Source organism: Weissella sp. ESL1139 (assembly GCF_058506735.1).
In genome coordinates this window covers 1,079,339-1,101,318 of the sequence record NZ_CP196375.1, presented here as the reverse complement: position 1 = coordinate 1,101,318, position 21,980 = coordinate 1,079,339, and the positions used below count along the sequence as shown (strand labels likewise).

The window sequence follows — 21,980 nt, the reverse complement described above, 5'->3', positions numbered from 1 at the left end:
ACATTAAACAATTTTTTGGATATCTGAAGGAAATACTTTAAATCTGATGGGAATACCTGATGAGCTGTTGTGAAGTGGAGGGCTTTAGCCTGAAACGTAACCAGCTGTATCGGGAATAGCCTTAAGAAATACCGGTGGTAGCTGATAGGGCTGTTGTGGAGTGGAGGCGAAGCCGTAACGTAACCAGCCAATACCATAAGTATCTGAAGAAATACCAGGGAGTTGGCTGTTAGCGAGCGTAAGCGAAGCCAGCCACATCAGATAAGTTCGGTAAAAGACCAGGAAGGCTACCAGGTACGTGAGGAGCGAAGCGACGAGAGTGGAGCGAAGCGAAACGGTAAGCGATTCTGAAAGAATCAAGACATGTTTGGAAGCGTGGTAAGAAGTTTGAGTGGTTTTCTCAAACTTAGTCCACGCAATGAGTTAAGGGTGTTAACCCTTATCAGTGAATGACAGCGGTTTTTGCTGTCAGAGGCTGAAAGCCTCATACCAGGTAAGAAAACAGGGGAACATGTCTGATAAGTTCCTTGGGGTGGAGTTGAGGGCTTTAGCCCGATACGTAACCCAGTAACCCACCAGGTAAAAAAGACTTGGGGTTAACAGGGTAAGAATAAGGATTAAGTTTATCAGGTTTAAAACAAGTAAGTAGGGCTTTCAGCCCCAGTCGCTAAAGCTCCTTCCCTGATAAGGGGTTAACACCCCTTAACCCTTATGTGGCTTAGTAAGAGGAGAAAACCACTCCTCTTCCAAACCCACAACCTGTTTGTCTTACTCCCTTTGGTCGCGCTTACCGTTACGCTTCGCTCCACTCTCCTCCCTGCGGTCGTCACTTACCTGGTAGCCTTGGGGTACACCCCTTTAACTGTGCCCTTATCAGAAATGACTTCGGCAGGTGTTCCACCTGTTAGCAGATTACTTCAGGGAGGGCACGAACCAACAGCAATGGGTTAAGCTCTGTCAGGGTCTATGACCCTTCCTCGGAGCTTGTGAAATGCTGTACTTATTGGGTGATACAATTGTACCCTGTTACTTTATACTGAGATGGAAGTGTTACACTTTAATTTGCGTGCAGTTTACGTGCTAGAAACATTGATATATCAACGTTTGTGGTACTTTTGTCATTTGGCGTGCAGAATTGCGAAAAAGTCGAGTTGGTCAATGCCGATACGTGCAATCATTCACAAAGTAAGACAATATGGGGAATATTCAAGAACTTTTTTAATAGTATTGAAGAAATGTTTGCTTGGCCATATAATTAAAAAAGAGTCCAAACCTCAAGCGTGTTCAGACTCCACAAAAAGTTATTTGGTTGCGTTATAATGGTAATAACAGTCAGGGGCGTCAACATTGCCCCTAATATTTTTAACTCATTTTCAGGAAATTGGGTAAACTCTGACCATCATATCAATAATGATATGATATCACGTTCAGAAATAAAGTCAACCCCTGAATATCAGGTGGAAAACACCATAAGTAATGAAAATACAAATAATTAACTTTTTCGATGTATATTCTTATAGGAAGGCAAAAATAATACATCCAATCAGACAAAAGGAAGGTAATAAAATGACAGAATTAAAGGTAGTCGCAGGAGCTCCAGGAACAGGAAAGAGTACCCGATTAATCAATGACGGTATTGATGCCATCTTACAATTAAAGAGCGTGATTATTATTGTGCCAACACGTACAGCAAAGGATAATCTTGTGTCGAAAATTGATGAGTTGCTGAAAGAGGAGTATCAACGCCCCTTAGCTACTCAGACAAAAATCAACGCATTGCACAAGTTGCGGTATAACATCCACGTCCTATATGGCTACTCAGGCGAAGATGTCGTGTTGATTGATGAGATGTCAATGATTAATATTCCGACGTTAAAAGCGCTCTTCTGGGACACCTACTTTTTACCAAATATCAGCATTACGGCTTATGGTGATGCGAAGCAACTGGACGCCATCAAAGGCAATTCAATGATTGAAGAGTTATTGCGCTTAAACGTCCCAGGTAACGTGTGGGATTGGGTTGCTGAAGCTTATGATAACGTGACGTTCAGTGAGTTGACTGCACCGAAGAACTGGCGCTTGGAAAGCAGTGTTAAATTCGAAGTCATGCTTAAGAATTACAGACTTAACAAGTTGGGCTTCCAAGGGTATGACGCCGAGTATGTTGATTACCTGTTCAGTAAGGCAATTGACCACTCAGCGAAGGATGATGACCAAGATTATTCAGAGCCAGTCATTGAAGCAGTTAAGAATTACAGTTTAATCATTACCCCAACTCACAAGCAGGGTGCTGAGGTTAATGAGTACGTCAATCAGGCTTATCCAGACGATTACGGTACAATCTTCCCCTTTGTCAAAGAGGCAAATGGTACAAAGGTTTACCTTAACCCATTACACCATGACCAAGATAAATTAAAGCAGAAGTATCCATTCCTGACTGAATTGCCAGCCAACGTGGATAAAAAGAACCTTGAGTTCACAGCCTATGTCGTTGTGAATGTATCACAAGGGGCAACAGTTGATGATGCCGTGTATTATTTCGGTGATAAAACAATACCAGCAGGCAAGGTACAACATTTTTACTCATCAAACCAAATCTTCACCACAATTACAAGAAGTCGCAACGCTACTCAGTTAGTGGGTAACACGGATGAGATGCGCAAGCAATTCGATATTCACCCAATCAGTGCAACCCAAAGATTGCAACATCGTGTTGCTGATGTTGCAGTACAAGAGTTATTCAATCGTCTCTACCAGATGTCAGGAAAGTTAGACCTTGACCAAATTTACGAAATGTATCTCAAAGTATTCGAGGTCGTGCAACCTGATACCGCAACCAAGGAAGAGTTGTCGGACTACAATGTCACATCAGTGCCTTACACGAAAGAGCAACTTGTATTGAAGTTCAAGAATTTCGATGCCAACCAAGCATTAAAGAATGGCTTCAAGCCCAATTACGCCAGCTTGATTTACGACAAGCATATCTCTGAAGTTAATGGGGCTAAGCACCAAGGAAAAGGCAAGGTACAGGTTTGGCTTAATGGACTATCAGATGAGCAACTTAAAGAAGTTAAGCAACTTAAAGAAGTTAAGAATGATGTTAAGAACATGTCAGTAAGAAAATTTGTTGAAAAATACAACAAAATGGCAAAGAAAAATGTCGTTAAGGCATTAGAGGGGTAAGGGGTAAACAACTTTTTTTCATCCGATGTATATTGTAAAGCGTAAGGGTAAAAAATACCCAATTAATCAGCAACCAAATCAGAACCAGTCAATACCATGGAGGTAATAAAATGACAACATTAGACAAGCAATTAATCAAAAACTTCACAACAATCGTTAACCCCATCAGGGAAGAAGATGGTCAACGTGTCGCACGGGTAACAATTACACCAATGGGGGTACTTGATAGCACCCTAATTGTTAAGGAGGATGGTGCAGTTGCATGGGCTGATAGGCACCCCGTTAAAATTACCAAAGGCAAAGACGGCTACTATTACATCACCTTGCGAACTACAAAGCATTACAAGACGGTCAGTATCGGCTTGCATCGCCTTGTTTATTATTCATTTAACAGTGGTGAATGGTCGGCTAAGATGAATAAATCAGTCATCCATCATATCGACCACAATAAGGCGAATAACCACATTGATAATCTGATGATGACGACCAACAGCGATAACGTATCTCGTTTCTTTGATGGACGTGATAATGCCACTGATATTGCCAACCAACAATACCTTAACGACCGTATCGCACAAGGCAAGGTGCCTCTTTTGGATGACAGAGGCAATGTGTTGGCAGGCTATAGCATTACCGCCGATGCCCACATTTATCACATTAACAAGAGGGGTGAAAAGGTTGAAGTTAAGACCTCAATCGCAAACCCAAAGTATCCAACGAACAAGAACTTCAAAACCAGAGTTAATGGTCAAGACCACACATGGTCACTGCATCGAGCAGTAGCAAATAACTTCTTGGTAAAACAAGAAGGCAAGTATAAGGTGTTGATGAAGGACAGCTCAATCGATAACCCATACGAGCCACACAACTTGTACACGGTCACAAGTCGTCATTAATCAGCGACCAAATAACAGTAAGAGCCAGCAGCCCAAATACAGCGAGGGCATCAATTAAAAAGGGGAAATATTTATGTTCGAAACAAACCCAGCAACAGAACACGCAATTGAGACATTCAAGAACAACGGTGGCGTTAACTTTATCGCCTTATCAGGAACAATTACCCAGTTGACTCAGTTCGACACAAGTAAGGGTAATACCATGAGTCTGGGTAGTATTGAGGGCGTTGGCAATCGGGGTAAGGTGATTATTGAGTTCACGTCATTCATTGAGCCAGAGCTCTTCGAGGCAGCTCATGAGGCAAGTGTGAGCCTGTTACTGATTGGAGACCTGAAGTTGTTTAAGGATAAGCGGTCGGGGCAGTGGAAAAATCAAATTGACGTCTCGCAAGTCGTCCCTGATATTAACGTTGAGGATGCAATGAGAAATAAAGAACAGGAGGCAGACTAATGGATATGACCGAATTTCAAATATTTCTGGTGGGTGTGTTGGCAGGCTTTGCTGGATTGTTTCTTTTCGGCAGTAACGGCGATTGGGTAGCCGGTGTCCTACTATTGGTATTGGCATTCGTGCTTGAGCAGGTCTTTTACCAACAATATGAGGCGACCCATCATGACCACCACAAGTAACACCAATTTTATTTTTTAACACACGAAAGAATGGCGTAAATTTCCAAAAATACACCATAACACAAATACAGCCAGACAACAAGGGGTAGCAGGGCAATGACCACACAATTTAATGAGCAAGCAATCAGCAACATCATCAACAGCGAGACCTTTAAAGTGACAGCACGAGATTTATCATCTCAGCTTCACATCAAGCTACCAGATGCCCAGCAACTGCTGATTACAGAGATAACCATGCACAGGCATAACTTGGATGATGCCACAATGGTGCTAACAGGTAAGCAACGGGCAAGCATTAATTACGCAAAAAAAGACCTTATCAGAGCCAACCACAAGGCATCTAATGCTGAAATGAAGCTCTTTGTGGCTGATGAAGATGGGAATGGTAACAGCATTGTCGACAATCAAACGAGTAACCACGTGGCAACAACTTCATATTCAGAAGGTGAGGTGCAAAGGGCATTAACTGTAATACCAATGGCATTCCAAAAGACAACAGCCAAGTACCTTGTCGAGGTACTTACAGAGGGAGAAGGGGTATTCAAACAACGCCACAATTGGACGACCAGCTACTTCAACAAGCAGATGAAACAATGGGTTAAAACCGCCAAGGAAGGCAATGCCCGCAAAAAGCTGGATGGGTTATTGAAATCCGACTCTCAAATCCAAGCCGAAGAAAACAAAGCCATGGCAGTCACATTCTTGCAGATGGTCGACGAGGAAGCACCAAATGACTGGATTATTAACTGGTTGCAACAATCGATTGAGAACCCATTTTTTTACCCAGCATGGGACGCCGTGAAGTACCAAGGTATCTTACTCAAATACGGCTTTTCAACACAAGCCTCACGAAAAGAGGCATACAGGTTTATCAACAAATTGAACGAATTAATTTAACAACAACAGCAACAGAGCCATCCGAATAACATCGGGTGGTTTAAGTATGAAAGGAAGTACCAGATGATGGAACCAAAAGTCACAGTATCACAACTTGCCCAAGTCCAAGTTAATGCATCGAGGGAACTTGATAAGTACAATGCGAAAATCCATGAAGAGTTAACCACAATGAAAGATGAATTGAACCACAGTATTACCGATGAGGTCAATCAGTTAAGAACTGAAATGAGGTCACAACTCACCCAGAGCATGGCCGACAACATGGCTTATACAGATTCACGAACTGCACCAGCTGAACCGAAGCAAGTAACAAAGCAAACCGGTGGCACTTTATCGATAACCACCAAGGGCGACACGACCACCATCACAGCAACCGATGGCAATGGTCAATTAATTGGTAAGATAACCCAGACCCCAACCAGCACACGCTTCGAGGGTGACAAGCTCATTTTAAATGATGAACCCAAGGTGACAAATGGTGATATCAGGAAGACGCTTAAATGCGAAGTCGATGGTAAAGATTTTCCACTGCGTTATTGTTAAGGAGGTATGCTGATGAAAATGCATCGATGTAATTGGCTCAACTGCCATGAGCTAATCCCAGTCGACAAGAAGTTCTGTTCCATTCATGAGATTGCAAATATGAAACAAAGGGAGCATTACCAGCGAGAGTTACAAGATAACATCAAGGGCACCATGCGAGAGAGACATGATAATCAGGTATCACAACAGCGCTACAATGAGACCAGGTCAGAAGCAGACGTGGCTTTCTATCATGGCAAACGATGGGTACACACCGCCAACTACATCAGAAAGAGAGATGGTTACCAGTCAGCCATAACAGGTAAGGTACTTGGCGACAATGATACCCAAGTCGACCACGTTGTTAAGCGGAGTCTGTTACCACCTGACGAATGGTATGACCATGACAACCTTTGGTTACTCAGCAGACGAGAGCATCAAATCAAGTCGACCATTGAACGCAAGATGATTAAGGAAGGTAAGAGCGATGTGTTACGTCACCTCAGTAAGGACTGGTGGCGCAAGGTCATCAAGGAACGATTGGGCGAGTAATGCATGATGGTCTAAGGTACTAAGCCATGCAGGTACTAAGCCATAAGCAGGTAAGGCATGATGGGTTAAGGACTGGTGGTAAGCAGGTAAGGCATGTCAGTAAGCCATAAGCAACCGAGACCAAAGGCAGTCATAAGCCTGTCATGATGGGATTTAACAGGTACCATGTCAAAAGTTAGTATCGGGTTACGTTATTAAGGTGTAAGGGAAATGGTGAGCCAAACAGCTAACGAATAAGCCGTTGCAAAGTCGACGCAATTTGACACCCACTTCAAAATAATCTTGTGAAACATCATTCTCATAAAAGTCTTACAAACCCCGCCCTGTCAACGTTTTAAGAGGATAACTAGCACAACGAATTGGAACGATTTTCAAAAAATACGTTTACAATTTGGTCAAAGTGCCTTTTGCCCCCTTGCTTTGAGGCGGAAACGTTGATATAAAGGCAGTCTTAAACGATATCTTGACGGCAATGGGTGCTAAAAAGTGCTGACTTTGCTTACTTACCATTTCCCATGTCATTTGACCTCCTATCTGATTGACAATAACATTAAAAATAAAAACTGACTCTTGTTGGTACCATTTCCCCCAATGGCTACCGCAGGGGTCTTTTTTTGTACCCAAATAAAAAATAAGAAAGAGAGCAAACCCATGCCAAGAAAAACCAAAGCAAATATCAACTCAGAACGTTCTGAGCAACGACAACACACGGAGCAATTACACGAAGTCAATGATAAGGTTGATAAGTTACAGGAAACTGCCCCAAGGCATTTATCAGGTGAAGCCTCGAGGCTCTGGCACGTACTTGTACCACAATTAAACAAGTCCGGACTTGTCACATCAATCGACCGCACGAGTTTAGAAGCCTACTGCATTGCCTACCAGCTACTCAGGAAGTCATATGATGATATCAAAGAACATGGTGCCACCTATACAACGGACAGCGGGCGAATGTACAAAAATCCCAGTGTTGACGTCCTATCTGATAACATGCAAAAAATGAAAACCCTTGGTGGGGAAATAGGACTAACACCGCAGTCAAGGTCAAATCTGGTCGACACCATGACAGACGATGGGTCAGAAGATTTCAAGGATATCATGGCTCAATTCGGAGGTAAGTAATGGACTTATCAGCAATTGATTTAACCAAATTTGACGATGTATTCGATAAGTACCCAGATGACCCAACAGTTACTTACTCCAGAGCTGTCTTATCAGGCGATAAAGTGGCTGGTGACTTAATTCAACGGGCTTGTTATCGGCAACTGCTGGACTTAAAACGGCAGTGGACGGATGATGATTTCCCTTATGAATACAACCAAAAGCGAGCAATGGCAGTTATCCAATTTGGGTCATTATTGCGTGATTTAAACACAAATGAGCCCTTTGTGTTGGCACCTTATCAACAATTCATTGTTGGACTGTTGGAGGGTTGGGTTGACCCACGTCAAGCGGGTGCAAAAAGGTTTGACCGTGCAGTTATCTCGATGGCAAGGGCGAATGGGAAGACCGCTATTATGGCAGTTCTGGCACTTTATAATTTCCTGTTTGGTAAGCCAACGCATAACCGTCAATTGGCAGTTGCTTCTGCTGATACCAGCCACGCAGAAGCCCTATACAGTTATATGCGCAGTCAATGGCAAGCATTAAAAAAAGACAGATTCTCAGCAGTCCAAAAACGGCTTAAAGTCGAGGATAATAAAATGCAGATGGTTATACCCTCACAAGCCACCTTGATGCGTAAGCTATCAGGACAATCAGCACCGAGTGATGGAGTCGGCCACTTTTCTTATGCCATTGTTGACGAGTACCATCTATTTCAAGACCGTGCTTTTATTAATTCAATTACATCAGGGCAAGCCTTTATGCCTTATTCCCAAATCGTGTTTATCTCAACGGCAGGGGTCGACTTGCGGAGTCCCATGTACCAAGATTACAAGCGGTTCAGCAAGCTATTCGAAGAGGAGCATTATACCGATATTGACAACATTCTGTTCCTGTTTTGGCAACAAGACGATAATGACGAGGTTGACGACCCCGCAACATGGATAAAAAGCAACCCATTGTTTGAGTTACCAGAGATGCGCCAATCAGCCACCAGTAAGCTACTTGCTGAACGTGATGAGTTAAGGGCGACGGGTAAAATCAATGACTTTATCACCAAGAACATGAACCGCTTTGTGAATGCCAAAGATGACGCCTTTCTTACTGCTCAGCAGATTGAACAAACAGTTATCTCAGCAGATGACTTTGATATTGATGGTCGGGAAGTATTTATCGGACTGGACTTCTCAGCAACCAATGACGATTTTTCAGTGGGGTTTGTTTTTCCTTATACTGACGATGATGGCGTCCACAAGTACCACCTGTACGGGCATTATTTCATACCGTGGGAAAAAGCTGGCAGTATCACTAACAAATCAAAGCAGGATGGTATCAATTATGAGCATTCCCAAGAGCTGGGCTTTAGTACCATCAGTACCGACCCATTCGGGCAGGTAAACCAAGAACAAGTTTTCTGGTGGCTCAATGAGTTCATTGAATTGCACCAGTTAAATGTGCAAGCATTATTGTACGATGCGTGGAACAGCAAGTCTTTTATTGAAAAACTTGACGAGGTATTCCCCGAGATAATGAGTATTCCAGTTAAGCAGACGATACCTCAGCTGTATGAGCCAACCAAGTTCTTACGTGACGGCATCATCAGGGGTCAAATAACCACGTTTGATGATGAGGTTATGGCGATTGGGCTATCGAATGCGATTACAGTCGGTAACGTGTCAGGATATAAAATTGACAAGAACAAAAATACTGCCAAGATTGACGTTGTTGACTCACTAATTGATGCCCTGTATGAGGGGATGTATTGGTTTGACAACTTTTCGAATATTGAACCACCAAAAAAGAAATCAATGTTTGATGGTATGAGTGCCGAGCAAATTGACGAGTATTACAAGAACATCACATTTTAACTGATTACAATTGTAATCACGTGTGTTATAATTAACACATCAAGTAAAGTGAGGTGATAGGTATGGCAACTTTATCTGTTCGTATTGATGATAATTTACGTGATGCGATAGCTAAATCAGCGGACTTCGAAGGTATAACAACAGCTGATTATATTCGTGAGACGTTGGCAGAACGTGTACAAGATGAGCAAGACTATAAGGACGCAATTGCAGTGTTAAACGAAAATAATGAAACAGTACCAGCTGATGAAGTTATTAAGCAGGTATTCGGATAATGTATTATTGGGAGTTTGACAAAAAAGCTTACAAAGAATTTTTGAAGTTAGACCAGCAAGTTCAACGAAGAATTGTTAAATATCTACAAGAAAACATTAAAGGTACAGATAACCCAAGACGCTTAGGCAAAGCCCTTGAAGGTGAGTTACAAACATTGTGGCGTTACCGAGTTGGTAAGTACCGTATTATTGCTGATATTCAGGATAAAAAGTTTAAAGTACTTGTGGTTAAGACAAGTAAGCGTGATGACGTGTACCATCAAAAATAATTAATTGAGTTCTCTTAACTGAGGGCTCTTTTTTTTATACCATAAAATCAATTTGTTGTACACACTGTTCAAAAAGTTAGTATGCAACCACGTTATTACTACTGAGAGAACAAAGCATTTAAATATTAAAAGAAAGGAGAGCTAACAAATGTTGATGAAGTTATTACCATTTACGTTATTCATGGCGGGACTGATTGCTTTTAATGTTGCCTTTTATTTCTGGGCATTGATTGCCGGCTTAATCGTCACAGGATTATCACTTATCTTTGTCGGCCTACTATTTGGGCAAGCAATTCAGGAAGTTAATAAGCTTAAGGGTGACCAATAATGAGCTTATTTTCAAATTTATTTGGCGTTGAGGAAACTCGCACAAGTATCTCAGCGGGTTCAACTTTACCCTTTATTATTACCAATGGGACAGCCACACCCAATCATTTAATTGATGCAAGTGTTGCCTTAAAAAACAGCGATTTATATGCCGTAACCAGCCTTATCAGTGCTGATATTGCGGGTGCAAAATTTCAAGGTAATTCCCCAATGATACAGCTGTTAAATAACCCCAGCAAAGACGTACCCAGTTACAGCTTCTGGCAAACATATTTACTGAACCTGTTGCTATCAGGTAATGCAATCGCAGTTATCAAGCGTGAAAAGGGTATACCAGTCGCATTGTTACCTGTTAACCCAGCCAATGTCACAATTAATCAAGATGATGTGACCAAGATTATTACCTATCACATTAACGATACTAATATCACTGGTGTATTTAATCAGCAAGACATTATTCATACTCGCATCATGGCATATGGTACGAATTACATTGATAGCTTACTGGGACATTCACCACTTGAGTCCTTAACGCCCGAGTTACAACGCCAATCAGAGGCTAATAAGCTCAGTCTGGCAACGATGACAAACGCTATTGCACCCACTGGGTTACTTAAGCTACCAGAAGCAGGGCAAATGTCCGAGGAAACTAAAGAGTCGGTTCGCAAAAAATTCGAAAGTGCCAACTCAGGTGATAATATTGGTCGCACCATTATTCTTGATGAGACCGCCTCTTTTAGTACCGTATCAATTAATGCAGATGTGGCGAAGTACCTAACCAGTATTGACTGGGGTCGCACGCAAATCGCTAAAGTATTCGGGGTGCCTGACTCATATCTTAATGGGCAAGGTGACCAACAAAGTTCACTGGATATGATTTCAGCTCTATACGTTAATGGGTTAAATCGATATATTGAACCCCTTTTGGCAGAACTTAATTACAAGCTGGGTGGTGGTATCAATCTTGACATGCAGTCAATTACTGATTACTCAGGCAAAAAGTCAATTACCAACCTTATTAACTTGGTGCATGAAGGTATCGTATCAACTGATGAGGCTCACCAGCTATTACAAAAGAGGGGGCTTATTTAATGGAGACAGAATATAGAGCCGTTGCCCTTGATAATGCTGAGATACGCTCATCACAACAAGCGGGTTTTATTGGTGAAGTTGCAGGTTATGCGATTGTTTGGGACACACCCAGTACCAACTTACCATTTACGGAAGTTATCCAAGCGGGTGCCCTTGATGATGTTGATACGAGTAAGACACTGGCATTATTTAACCATGATTTTGCTGACGTACTTGGACGAGTTGACGCAGGTACGTTAAAACTGACGATTGACCATACTGGCTTGCATTTCATACTTCAGATACCTGATACGACAGTGGGGCACGATGTGTACACGCAAATCAAGAACGGCAATCTTAAAGGGTTGTCATTTCGATTTACTGTCGCCCCAGGCGGTGAGCATTGGAAGCAACTAAATGGTAAGCCAACCCGAGTTATATCAAAAATTGCCACGATGCGAGAAATATCAATTGTATCAGTGCCCGCATATGATGGCACCAGTGTCGAAGTAACTCGCAGTTTTAAAGAATTTACCAAGACCCAACAATTGAAACAAAAGGTATTAATTGCCTTACAGACGTACGAGGACATTTAACCGATGCCCTCTTTTATTTAACGAAAGGAAACCAATGGCAAAACTTGACCAATTAAACGAAGCCTTGGCTGGTAAGAAATCAGTGTTAGCTTCAAAGATTGAAGAGGTTCGTGCTGGTGCTGAAGACGAAAATACAGATATCGCCGATGTACAAGCTGGCATGGATGCAGTAAAAGAACTGGAAGCCGATATTAAGACCCTGTCAGAGCAAATTAACACGCTCACAGAGGCACTTAACTTACCGGTCGACCAAGAAGCTGATGATGGTGATAAAACGCCTGAGGGAGCCTCGGAGACCCCTCAAACAGCAGATAAAGACGAAGAAAAGCGTGATGATGATGATGAGGGTGATATTGTTGATGACACCCCTATCGACGACGGTGGTGACATTGCAGACGATGATGCCCCTGAGGACGCTGAAGAAATTAACTCAGCAGATAAGCAGGACGCTAAAGAGGAAAAGCGTTCAGAATTTAATGGAGATATGGAAAACATGCAAGTAAAAATTGGTGATAACTTAGATGCATTCGAAGCATTCTTAAAGTCTGGCGAAGTCCGTGATGGTTTAACAACTGCCGAGGGTGGCGTTATTATTCCAAAGCAAATTTTGGACATTCAAAAGGTACCAACCGACCCAACGCAATTGGCATCATATGTTAATCGGGTAGCTGTATCAACTGGTGTCGGCGTGCTACCAGTGTTGGCAAAGAACACAGCCCGTTTAGCTACTGCTGAAGAGTTGGCTGAAAACCCAGAAATTGCAAACTTGAGTTTACAAGAGGTTGACTATAAGGCAAAGACATATCGTGGTGTATTGCCTGTATCAATGGAAATGTTGCAAGATGCGCCTGAAATTGAAGGGGTCGTATCAACATATGTCGCAGAAGCTAAGGCATTAACTGAGCAATATAAGATTGGTGAAGTGCTACAAAAAGCCCCAGCCGTAGCTGTTGCAGGTGTGGACGACATTAAGGACGCCTTTAACCACGACTTATCAAATTACAACCGTATGTTTGCCGTTTCAGAGACATTCTTTGCTGAAATTGATAAGTTAAAGGACGCTGACGGACGTTACTTGTTACAAGACTCAATTACAGCTCCATCAGGTAAGGCATTGTTGGGTGCTCCAGTAGTCGTTGTACCTGATGATGTTCTGGGTGAAGCTGGTGAAGCTAAGGCATTCGTTGGAGATATCAAAGCCTTTGTTATTGAAGCATTGCGCTCAGATGTCTCAGTTGAGTGGCAAGATGATGACTTGTTTGGTAAGAAGCTTGCTGTTGCATTACGTGCCGACTTCCAATCAGCAGACACACACGCCGGAAAGTTCTTGACTTTTCAAGCGAGTAAAGGCTAAACCAGCCGTTAAGAAAGTAACCGCTAAGGTTAAGGAAGCACAAATTGATGCAGAATAGGGAGGGTCAATGTCAAAGTTCGATTTATTAAAAGATGGTAAGGCAGTTCAATCTGGTGTTGACTCACCTATCACAATCGCAGGGTTAGCACCCAACACAACTTATACCGGTTATGCGGTGGCTTATGCAGGTGAAACAGAAGGTACACCCGTACCCGATTTCAAAACGTTAGCACAAGCAGTTACAGGGGTCTCACTTGATAAGACAGCCTTAACGCTTGATGTAGGTGCTTCAGCAACGCTTAAAGCAACCGTTGCCCCAACAGATGCCACTGACCAAGCCATTACATTTAGCTCAGCAGATGACACGATTGCAACAGTTGAGGCTAAGACAGGTAAGGTAACTGCCGTTAAGGCTGGTACGGTTGCCATTAATGTTGTCACACGTGACCAAGCTAAGAAAGCAACCGCAAATGTGACGGTTAAGACACCAGTGGTTAATGTCACAGGTGTATCAGTTGATGCAAATGAGGTCTCAGTTGAAGAGGGTGCCTCAGTCGCCGTTAAGGCAACGGTTGCCCCAGCAAATGCAACAGATAAGACGGTTACTTGGAAATCAGGCAATGCTGAAACAGCCACAGTCGATAACAACGGTAATATCACTGGTGTTAAGGCTGGTACGGTCAATGTGGTTGTTACAACCAAGGACGGTTCTAAGACAGCAACTGTCGCTGTTACAGTAACCGCAAAGCCAACTGAATAAAGAAAGGGGTGTGACCAATCATGGCATTAATTACCGCCGACCAATTGGCTGATGAGTTGCATATTGATAAGACGGATGAGGAGTTGACCACGTTACACACGTTGATTACTGACACCGTGTCGCTACTTACTAACGCAATTGGCTCAGGGTTATCGGCTGATGATGTACTGGCGGTCGCACCTCAATTCAATCGGTTAGTGAGTTCAGTTGCCACATCGCTTTATTACGATAGAGCTTTTTCAGATGGATACAGCCATGGTCAAATGATACTGCTTCAGCAAATCACTGGCATTGTTGATATAAAGGGGGTTCAGCATGTTTAAACCCTCTGATTTTAACAAAAAGGTGACACTGGGCGCAGTTGAGTCGGTTAAGAATGAACATACTGGGGCAACTTCAAAAGAGTTTGTACCCAAGGTAACTTTATGGTATGCCCCTAAGAAACGTACCTTTAACCAGCAGTACCAACTAACTGGGACAGAGTTGGAGCATTCTTTTTTGATTGCTGTACGACATAATCCAGCCGTTGCTGAATATCTAATGGCAAAGATTAGCGATACCAAGTACGACGTGATTAATTACAGTTCAGATGATGCTAATGCCGTGATAACGTATGACTTCATTACCTTGAAACGGAGGGCATAGCGATGGTAAAAGTATCCTTTGAACAAGCGTTACAAAACATTGTTGACGATGCCAAAGCAATCACAACCGACTTGGAGTTAAAAGACCAAGCGAAGGTTACAAAAGCAGGTGCTGATGTATTCGCTGATGAGTTGGAAAAGATGTACCACGATAACCATTATCGTAACCGCATCACTGGCGAAAACCCCCACTTGGCGGATAGTGTTATTTCACAGGATACCAATGTGGATGGTCGTAAGGACGGTAGTTCAATAGTCGGGTTTGAAAAAGAGAAGGCATACATTGCCAACTTTATCGAGAATGGTACCCGATTTCCCATGTACTCAAAGGCAGGGTACAACTATAAGCATCCTGGTGAAGTTGCGATTAATGGTGATAAGGCCATTAATAAATTACGCAATGACCCACAAGTTAAAGAAAAAATGTTGAATGCAGAAGCTCAGGCTTACAAGAAAATCATCGAAAGGAAGAGTAAATGACACCAGTGAATAGCATACAAAACGTGGTCTCACAGACTTTTCCCAATTTTCAAGTATTTACGGACAGCATACCTGAAGAGCACATCAATGATTACGCAACCACACAAATCTTAATCAAAGAGACCCAGTCAGATATAGACGAAACGGGTGATATGACGTTTAATGCTGTGCGAGTTGGTGCAGATGTGCAACTGTTTTATGGCACAGACCTGACAGAAGATATGTTGCTGGTGGAAATAAAGCTGATGAAAGCATTAGAAAAAGCAGGGTGGACGATTGGTTACAGCCAACCACGATACCTTGACTTGTCAAATACTGAGACACAACAAACAATCAAAGTGATATCAATTAACAAAATAATGACATTGGAGGAGTTAGGCTACACAGCTTAACCCCTTTTAAATAGGAAGGAAAATAAAATTACATGGCACAAGTTGGACTAAAACATACGTATCTGGCTTTAATCGACAAGGATACAAATAAAATTATTTCAGGTGAAGCAGGGTTATCAGACTCAGGGCTTTACATCTCAAATTCAAAAGACTTAGGTACTAAGTCAGCAAACATTACCAATATCGCTACTGCTGGACAAGCGGTATATGGTGATGACGGGCAACAAGATACGACGAAATCAAAGTCATTCCCATCTGTTGCAGGTGTCTGGAACAACTTGCCTTGGGACATCAAGGCTAAGGTATTAGGACGTGTCAGCGATGGTAAGGGAGGTTATGTGCAAAGTTTGGACTTGCCAAGAGTAGCTTTAATTGTTGAGTCAAGCTCTCTTGACCGCCAAAACTCATACTTCTATGGCTTCTCAAATGGTCAAATGATTGAGACAGCATTGAATTTGCAAACAGACACCAATACTGAAGTACGTGTTGATGACTCATTGACTTATCAATCATTTGGTAATGACGACTGGAACGGACAAGGTATTAAAATCTTCTATTCTGGCGATGACTCATTTAAGAAAGAAGATATGTTAGCCGAAGTATTTGGTGGTTATTCAGCGAGTAACCCCAAAGCCTAAGGTCACAAACGTTACTCCAAAGGTTAAGGAAGCAACAATTGACGCTCAATAAGCCAATTCGAATGGGGTGAGAAGCCCAATACCTCGGGGGAGGTCAGTAAATAGCTTACTGGCTTCCTCTTTTTTTATGTCAAAAAACAAAGGAAAAAATAATTATGAATATCAAAGTAGAACAACTTGCAAAGAAGCCATTTGAAGTTAAGGGCTCAGTTAAGAACTTGAAGAAAACATACGCATTCCAAAAATCAATGGCGGAAATGGAAACAGTAACCGAAGACCATGAGGGTCTGGAAGTATTCGATGCCATGACCGAGATGTTAGACGAATTAATCGAATATTTAACCAGCACACTGCATTTATCAGATAAGCAAATTGATACCCTTGAAGACTTGGAACAACAAGAGGTTATCAATATTGCGCAATACGTTGCGATGCGCATTATGGGTATGTCAGACAAGGATATTACAGCGACTCTTGAAGAGACCACTGGCGAGGGTTTAGCAGTAGCCCAAGAGAACGAATAATTACGTACAATAACCGCCTGATGGATATGCGGTTATTCGAAAAAGATGCCTTACAACAATTGCATTGGTCACTTGATGATATTGATGACACTGATTATGAAGAGCTCATGGCGGTTCTATCAGCAGATGAAAATAACAAGATGGTCGACCCTGCAGAGTTAGCAAGGCAATACATGGGGTGAAAGGGGGTTAACAATTGGCGAAAAAACAAGTTGATGAGATACAAGCCTCGAAGATTACGATTGACGAAACCAGTGCCGTCGAGTCAATTAATAAATTGGAACATGCGGTTAAAGGTGCTACCAACGAATGGCATCAAATGGAGTCCCAGTTAAAGCGCTCTGGTGATGAGGTTGGTGCCTCAGAGGCCAAGTATAAAGGACTGTCGGCAACTGTTGAAAAGCAAGAGAGCGTCCTTAATGCCTTACGTGATGCACAAAGTAAAGTCGACCGTGCAACTGAGTCGGGCTCAAAGCTGTATGACCAGTATGGTTCAGATATTGCTAAGGCAGAACGCAAATTAACAAGTTTGGTCGGTCAGCAAGAAAAGGCAAAGCGAGCTTACGAACTGCAAGAGTCGGGTATTAACTCGCTCAACAAGGAAATTAAGCAGAACAGCCAAGAGCTGGATTCAAATGTTGAACGCTTAAAAGCTGAGGGTAAGCAGTATGAAGCCAACGAAGTTAAGCGAGATGGTTTAAATAAAACCATTAAGCAACAAACTGAGCTGTATGAAAAGCAATCAGCTGAGTTAAAGCGTATGACGGAAGCAGGTGACGCTTCTGAGACAGCTCTAAGTAAGCAACGCACGGCATTAAACCGTACAGGTAAAGAGCTGGCTGAGAATAAGCATGATGTCTCAGAATTGAACTCAGAGTTAAGGCGTACCAGTCCCAACCCGTTTGTTAGATTAACGGAGAAAATCAAGGGTACTAATAAGCAAGCCACCAAGACCCATTCTATCTTCAAGGCAGTCTTTACTGCCTCAATTTTATCGAATGTAGCAAGTTCTGCATGGACGAGCATGACCATGCACATCGGTGACGCTGTTAAATCAGGTAATGAATATCTGGAACAGCAGGACAAGATGAATGCCCAATGGAAAACCTTGGCTGGTAGCGATAGCGGTGCCAAGTCGATGGTTAAGGGTATTAACGAGTTGGCAACCTCTGCCCAGAATTCGGCTGAGATGGTTAACGGGTTGGCTTCCCAGTTTTACGCTGTCGACAAGAACAAAGACCATGTACTTGCCTTATCAAAAGCAACCTTGACATTACAAGATGCCTTTGGTGCTTCCGATGACGCTATCCAGAATTTTGGTCAGCAATGGTCGCAGATGATGGCTAACGGTAAAGTATCGGCTCAGGATTTCATGAGTTTCACTAATGTGTTCCCAGCCTTAAAGCCTGCCTTACTTGATTATGAAAAAGACGTCACACACAACTCCAGTCTAACCATGAAGCAATTAAACGACATGATTAGTCAGGGTAAGATTTCATCAGAGACGATGAATAAAGTACTGGAAGATACCGCTAAAAAGAATAAGGAAGCCACTAAGAATTTTGGGGCAACTATTCCAGGTATGACCCGTACTATTACCTCAACCATGCCTAAGCTGATAGGTGAGATTGAGAAACCATTTTACAAGATGAAGAACCCGCTTGTCAGTTCGATTTCGACATGGGTCACGGATAAAAATACTACCAAAGAATTTGGTAAGCTTGGTAAAGCCTTAACGCAGACATTAAGTGATATCACCGAAGCATTTGGTGGCAATAAGTTGGATGCTGGTAAGGTATTGGACGGTGTCTTACAAGGCTTAACCAAATCGGTGCAACAGTTGGGTAAATGGACGAAGACTCACAAGACTGATATTAAAGAGTTCTTCAGTAACTTTAAAGAAAAGTCAGCCGATACGATTAAGGTACTGGGGTCAGCATTGCAAGCCTTTGCCACGATAACCACACCAATCATTAAATTGATGGCGGAACATCCAAAAGTTGCAGGTACCTTTATTGCTGGTTTCATGATAGCTAACAAGCTCACGGCACCAATCGCCATGATGGGCGCTATGAGCAAGGCTACCAAGGGTATGTATGATTCCTTTAAGGACAGTGACGGCATTGCACACAAGGGCTTAGAGAAGCTCTCAGATGCAGTTAAAGCGACTGGGCGAGGTATTAAGCGAGGGTTGAAGTTTACAGCCTCAATTATTACCAAGGGAGCCAAAGCAACCTTTTCTGCATTAGGCACTGCTGTTAAAGCGACTGGGCGAGGTATTAAGCGAGGGTTGAAGTTTACTGCCTCAATCGTTACCAAAGGGGCTAAGTTAGCCATGACTGGACTGGTCAAGACGGCTAAAGCCACAGGTAAGGGTATTAAGCTGGCATTCAATTTCTTAAAGGCGAACCCGTTAATTTTGTTGGTAACAGCAATAACAGCGGTTGTCGTTGCCTTTACCGAGTTGTACAAGCATAACAAAAAGTTCCGCAATTTCGTTAATAGTCTGGTCAAATCAGCAAAAGAATTTGCAGGTAGCGTTGTTAAGTGGTTTAAGAATGCATGGAACGGGATAACCAGCAGTTGGAACAAGTTTAAAAATAGTCTGAATAAAGCATGGCACAGCTTCATGAATGCTATTGCTAAGGCATGGAGCACATGGCTTAACGGACTTAAGAAAACATGGACGACTGCATGGAACCTCATAACCAGTGTCTTCAGTAAGATATGGAAAGGCATGCAGAAGTTATTTATTTGGTATTTGAACAACTTCAAAAAGAACTTTACCAATGTACTGAATACCTTAAAGAAACTTTGGACAACGGCATGGAACGCTATTTCTAAAGTCTTCAGCAAGGTCTGGAACGGCATTAAAAAGGTCTTCACCAACATGGCTAACTGGTTGAAAAAGACCATGTCAAGCATGCTAAGCAGTATCAGCCGTACATGGAACCGCTCATGGGGTGCGATAAGTAAATTCTTTAGCAACACTTGGAACAGCATGAAGCGAATTGGACATGATGCTATTTGGAGTATCAAGAACACATTTGATAACGTGCTTAACAAAATAAAGAACTCGTTCAGTAACACATGGTCAGCTATTAAAAAGGGCTTTAAAAAGATGTGGGACGGCATGAAGACCCTTGCCAAGGACGGTATTAATGCGGTCATCAAATTGCCTAACAAAGGTATTGATGGTATCAACGGCTTGATACATGATTTTGGTGGCTCAAAACATGCGATTGGTCATATTCCAACAGTACACTTTGCAACTGGTACAGGTGTGTTGAACCAAGCCCGTAAAGCAATCGATAAGCCAACACTGGCAGTTCTAAACGATGGGAATGACTCGCCTGAGACCAATAACCAAGAAATGTTGGTACACCCAAATGGTGCTTCTGAGCTAGTTGAGGGTCGTAACACACAACGCATCTTGGCACCAGGTACAGAAGTCTTGTCAGCCTCAGAAACAGCGATGTTAATGGGCATGAAACCAGTTCACTTTGCAGGTGGTACCGGCTGGTGGTCAAGTATTAAGAACTTGGCTGGTGGTGTTGGACGTATCGCAGGTAACGCATGGTCAGGACTTAAGAATGGTGTTAAGAAATTCACTGAGATGTTTAAGTTTATCACCAATGCGGTCGCTCATCCTGTTAAGACCTTAGAGGGCAAATTTAACCCACAAGCCAAAGGGTTACCTGGTATCTTCACTGATATCGGAGCTGGTTTCTTTAAGAAATCAAAGAACCAAGCCAAAAGCTGGTGGAAGACCTTATGGGCAATGGCAAATGAGGCTTCTGAAGCAGGTGCTGATGGTGGTTTCAAAGGTAATGACTACCGTTGGAAGAACCGAGGGGCTGACAGTGGTTCTGACCCGTTTGGCTATTTTTTTAAAGAATGTGTCAGTTTCGTAGCGAGTCGCCTTGCTAACTTAGGGGTCTCATCAAGCAAATTCAGTCACTTAGGTGATGGACGTGATTGGGTAAATGCCCCTGTCAGGCATATGAGCAAGCCAAAGGTTGGTTCTGTTGCCGTATATGGTGCCGGTTCTGAATTTGGTAATCACGTCGCTATGGTCACAGGTGTGCAGGGTAATAAGATTTCTGGTGAAGAATATAACTGGAACAACAACCATGCTTATCACACGTACCGCAATCGTAACGCATCAGGAGCCACAACTTTCTTGGACTTTGGCTTAAGCGGTGGGTCAAATACCCCTGCTGTTAAGACCAATAGCCCACTGGCAAAGCTCATTAAAAAGCAAACTGGTGGCATGTTCAACTGGATTAAGAAATTTATCGCCCCTCTTAACGACAGTGAGTCGGGTGGGGTCGATGGTAACGTCCAGTCATGGTCTGATGATGTCAAGAAAGCATTGTCAAAGTTAAACTTGTCAACATCAAGCTCAATGGTGCAAAGAGTATTGCGTCAAATCAATACCGAGTCTGGTGGAAACCCTAAGGCAATTGGGGGCACTGATGGTTTGGCTGATGGACGTGCCACTGGTTTGATGCAAGTTAAGCCAACCACGTTTAGCGCTTATGCCTTAGCTGGTCACAATAATATCATGAATGGTTATGATAATTTGCTGGCTGGTTTGAATTATGCAAAGCACCGTTATGGCTCAAGCCTGTCATTTTTGGGAAATGGTCACGGTTATGAAAATGGCGGTATCATCTCGACCCACGGCTTGTATGAGGTAGCTGAAAAGAATATGCCTGAAATGGTTATACCTTTATCAGCTGAGAAGCACTCACGAGCTAACGAATTGCTGGCAGAGGCGAATACCCGCATTAATGGGCAAAACGACCAGAACAGCCTATTGCAACAACTGTTATCAGCTGTACAAGGTAACGCTGGCGGGGACACTTATGAGATTAACATTAACGTTAATGCCGATGTGACCCCAACGACTTTACAGAAGATACAAAAAGCTGTTGAAGATGGTATCACACGTAAGACCAACGCTAAGAAGAGGGCGTTCGGTTAAGAAAGGAC

The 21,980-nt window shown here is 42.7% G+C and carries 24 protein-coding genes; all 24 read left to right on the top strand.

Annotation, left to right across the window (positions count from 1 at the left end; translation table 11 throughout):
- The first annotated feature begins 1,566 nt into the window (after positions 1-1,566).
- The 24 genes from ACSYSF_RS05340 to ACSYSF_RS05225 all read left to right on the top strand — a co-directional run bounded on the left by ACSYSF_RS05340 (position 1,567) and on the right by ACSYSF_RS05225 (position 21,972).
- On the top strand, positions 1,567-3,183 hold the full coding sequence (locus tag ACSYSF_RS05340; RefSeq protein WP_489866953.1) for an AAA family ATPase: 1,617 nt from the start codon (positions 1,567-1,569) through the stop codon (positions 3,181-3,183).
- 110 nt (positions 3,184-3,293) lie between these two features.
- Positions 3,294-4,079 carry an HNH endonuclease signature motif containing protein gene (locus ACSYSF_RS05335; protein WP_489866952.1) on the top strand — a complete coding sequence of 262 codons (786 nt, stop codon included), beginning with the start codon at positions 3,294-3,296 and terminating at the stop codon, positions 4,077-4,079.
- 73 nt (positions 4,080-4,152) lie between these two features.
- A complete protein-coding gene (locus ACSYSF_RS05330; RefSeq protein ID WP_489866951.1) occupies positions 4,153-4,530 on the top strand; it encodes a hypothetical protein in 378 nt (125 codons plus the stop codon).
- Positions 4,530-4,709 carry a hypothetical protein gene (locus tag ACSYSF_RS05325; protein ID WP_489866950.1) on the top strand — a complete coding sequence of 60 codons (180 nt, stop codon included), beginning with the start codon at positions 4,530-4,532 and terminating at the stop codon, positions 4,707-4,709. The genes ACSYSF_RS05330 and ACSYSF_RS05325 overlap by 1 nt, the downstream gene beginning before the upstream one ends.
- Positions 4,710-4,805: 96 nt before the next feature.
- Complete coding sequence (locus ACSYSF_RS05320; protein ID WP_489866949.1) at positions 4,806-5,606, top strand: hypothetical protein; 801 nt, start codon at positions 4,806-4,808, stop codon at positions 5,604-5,606.
- A 63-nt stretch (positions 5,607-5,669) separates the two neighbouring features.
- The gene (locus tag ACSYSF_RS05315; RefSeq protein ID WP_489866948.1) at positions 5,670-6,149 is read left to right on the top strand and encodes a hypothetical protein; all 480 of its coding nucleotides are present in this window, start codon (positions 5,670-5,672) and stop codon (positions 6,147-6,149) included.
- Between the two features lie 12 nt (positions 6,150-6,161).
- Complete coding sequence (locus ACSYSF_RS05310; protein WP_489866947.1) at positions 6,162-6,680, top strand: HNH endonuclease; 519 nt, start codon at positions 6,162-6,164, stop codon at positions 6,678-6,680.
- Between the two features lie 651 nt (positions 6,681-7,331).
- Positions 7,332-7,802, top strand: coding sequence for a phage terminase small subunit P27 family (locus ACSYSF_RS05305; RefSeq protein WP_491737220.1), 471 nt, complete (start codon positions 7,332-7,334; stop codon positions 7,800-7,802).
- Entirely contained in the window at positions 7,802-9,652 is a 1,851-nt protein-coding gene (locus ACSYSF_RS05300) for a terminase large subunit (RefSeq protein WP_489866945.1), read from the top strand. The genes ACSYSF_RS05305 and ACSYSF_RS05300 overlap by 1 nt, the downstream gene beginning before the upstream one ends.
- A gap of 62 nt (positions 9,653-9,714) precedes the next feature.
- A complete protein-coding gene (locus tag ACSYSF_RS05295) occupies positions 9,715-9,927 on the top strand; it encodes a DUF6290 family protein (RefSeq protein ID WP_489866944.1) in 213 nt (70 codons plus the stop codon).
- Complete coding sequence (locus ACSYSF_RS05290) at positions 9,927-10,196, top strand: type II toxin-antitoxin system RelE family toxin (RefSeq protein ID WP_489866943.1); 270 nt, start codon at positions 9,927-9,929, stop codon at positions 10,194-10,196. The genes ACSYSF_RS05295 and ACSYSF_RS05290 overlap by 1 nt, the downstream gene beginning before the upstream one ends.
- A gap of 148 nt (positions 10,197-10,344) precedes the next feature.
- Positions 10,345-10,524, top strand: coding sequence for a hypothetical protein (locus ACSYSF_RS05285; protein WP_489866942.1), 180 nt, complete (start codon positions 10,345-10,347; stop codon positions 10,522-10,524).
- Complete coding sequence (locus tag ACSYSF_RS05280; protein ID WP_489866941.1) at positions 10,524-11,615, top strand: phage portal protein; 1,092 nt, start codon at positions 10,524-10,526, stop codon at positions 11,613-11,615. The genes ACSYSF_RS05285 and ACSYSF_RS05280 overlap by 1 nt, the downstream gene beginning before the upstream one ends.
- Positions 11,615-12,190: an HK97 family phage prohead protease gene (locus tag ACSYSF_RS05275; protein WP_489866940.1), complete on the top strand. Its 576-nt coding sequence runs from the start codon at positions 11,615-11,617 to the stop codon at positions 12,188-12,190. The genes ACSYSF_RS05280 and ACSYSF_RS05275 overlap by 1 nt, the downstream gene beginning before the upstream one ends.
- Before the next feature lie 34 nt (positions 12,191-12,224).
- Positions 12,225-13,544 carry a phage major capsid protein gene (locus ACSYSF_RS05270; protein WP_489866939.1) on the top strand — a complete coding sequence of 440 codons (1,320 nt, stop codon included), beginning with the start codon at positions 12,225-12,227 and terminating at the stop codon, positions 13,542-13,544.
- 67 nt (positions 13,545-13,611) lie between these two features.
- On the top strand, positions 13,612-14,304 hold the full coding sequence (locus ACSYSF_RS05265; RefSeq protein ID WP_489866938.1) for an Ig-like domain-containing protein: 693 nt from the start codon (positions 13,612-13,614) through the stop codon (positions 14,302-14,304).
- Positions 14,305-14,324: 20 nt separating this feature from the next.
- Positions 14,325-14,627, top strand: a complete 303-nt coding sequence (locus ACSYSF_RS05260; protein ID WP_489866937.1) for a head-tail connector protein — start codon at positions 14,325-14,327, stop codon at positions 14,625-14,627.
- Positions 14,620-14,949, top strand: coding sequence for a phage head closure protein (locus ACSYSF_RS05255; protein ID WP_489866936.1), 330 nt, complete (start codon positions 14,620-14,622; stop codon positions 14,947-14,949). The genes ACSYSF_RS05260 and ACSYSF_RS05255 overlap by 8 nt, the downstream gene beginning before the upstream one ends.
- A gap of 2 nt (positions 14,950-14,951) precedes the next feature.
- Positions 14,952-15,428: an HK97 gp10 family phage protein gene (locus ACSYSF_RS05250; protein ID WP_489866935.1), complete on the top strand. Its 477-nt coding sequence runs from the start codon at positions 14,952-14,954 to the stop codon at positions 15,426-15,428.
- On the top strand, positions 15,425-15,820 hold the full coding sequence (locus ACSYSF_RS05245) for a DUF806 family protein (RefSeq protein ID WP_489866934.1): 396 nt from the start codon (positions 15,425-15,427) through the stop codon (positions 15,818-15,820). Before ACSYSF_RS05250 ends, ACSYSF_RS05245 begins: the two co-directional genes overlap by 4 nt.
- 32 nt (positions 15,821-15,852) lie before the next feature.
- On the top strand, positions 15,853-16,458 hold the full coding sequence (locus tag ACSYSF_RS05240) for a phage tail protein (protein ID WP_489866933.1): 606 nt from the start codon (positions 15,853-15,855) through the stop codon (positions 16,456-16,458).
- A gap of 155 nt (positions 16,459-16,613) precedes the next feature.
- A complete protein-coding gene (locus tag ACSYSF_RS05235) occupies positions 16,614-16,982 on the top strand; it encodes a phage tail tube assembly chaperone (RefSeq protein ID WP_489866932.1) in 369 nt (122 codons plus the stop codon).
- Positions 16,983-17,002: 20 nt separating this feature from the next.
- Positions 17,003-17,164 carry a hypothetical protein gene (locus ACSYSF_RS05230; protein ID WP_489866931.1) on the top strand — a complete coding sequence of 54 codons (162 nt, stop codon included), beginning with the start codon at positions 17,003-17,005 and terminating at the stop codon, positions 17,162-17,164.
- A gap of 14 nt (positions 17,165-17,178) precedes the next feature.
- Positions 17,179-21,972 (top strand): tape measure protein, encoded by a 4,794-nt coding sequence (locus tag ACSYSF_RS05225; protein WP_489866930.1) that lies wholly within the window; start codon positions 17,179-17,181, stop codon positions 21,970-21,972.
- The last annotated feature ends 8 nt before the right edge of the window (positions 21,973-21,980 follow it).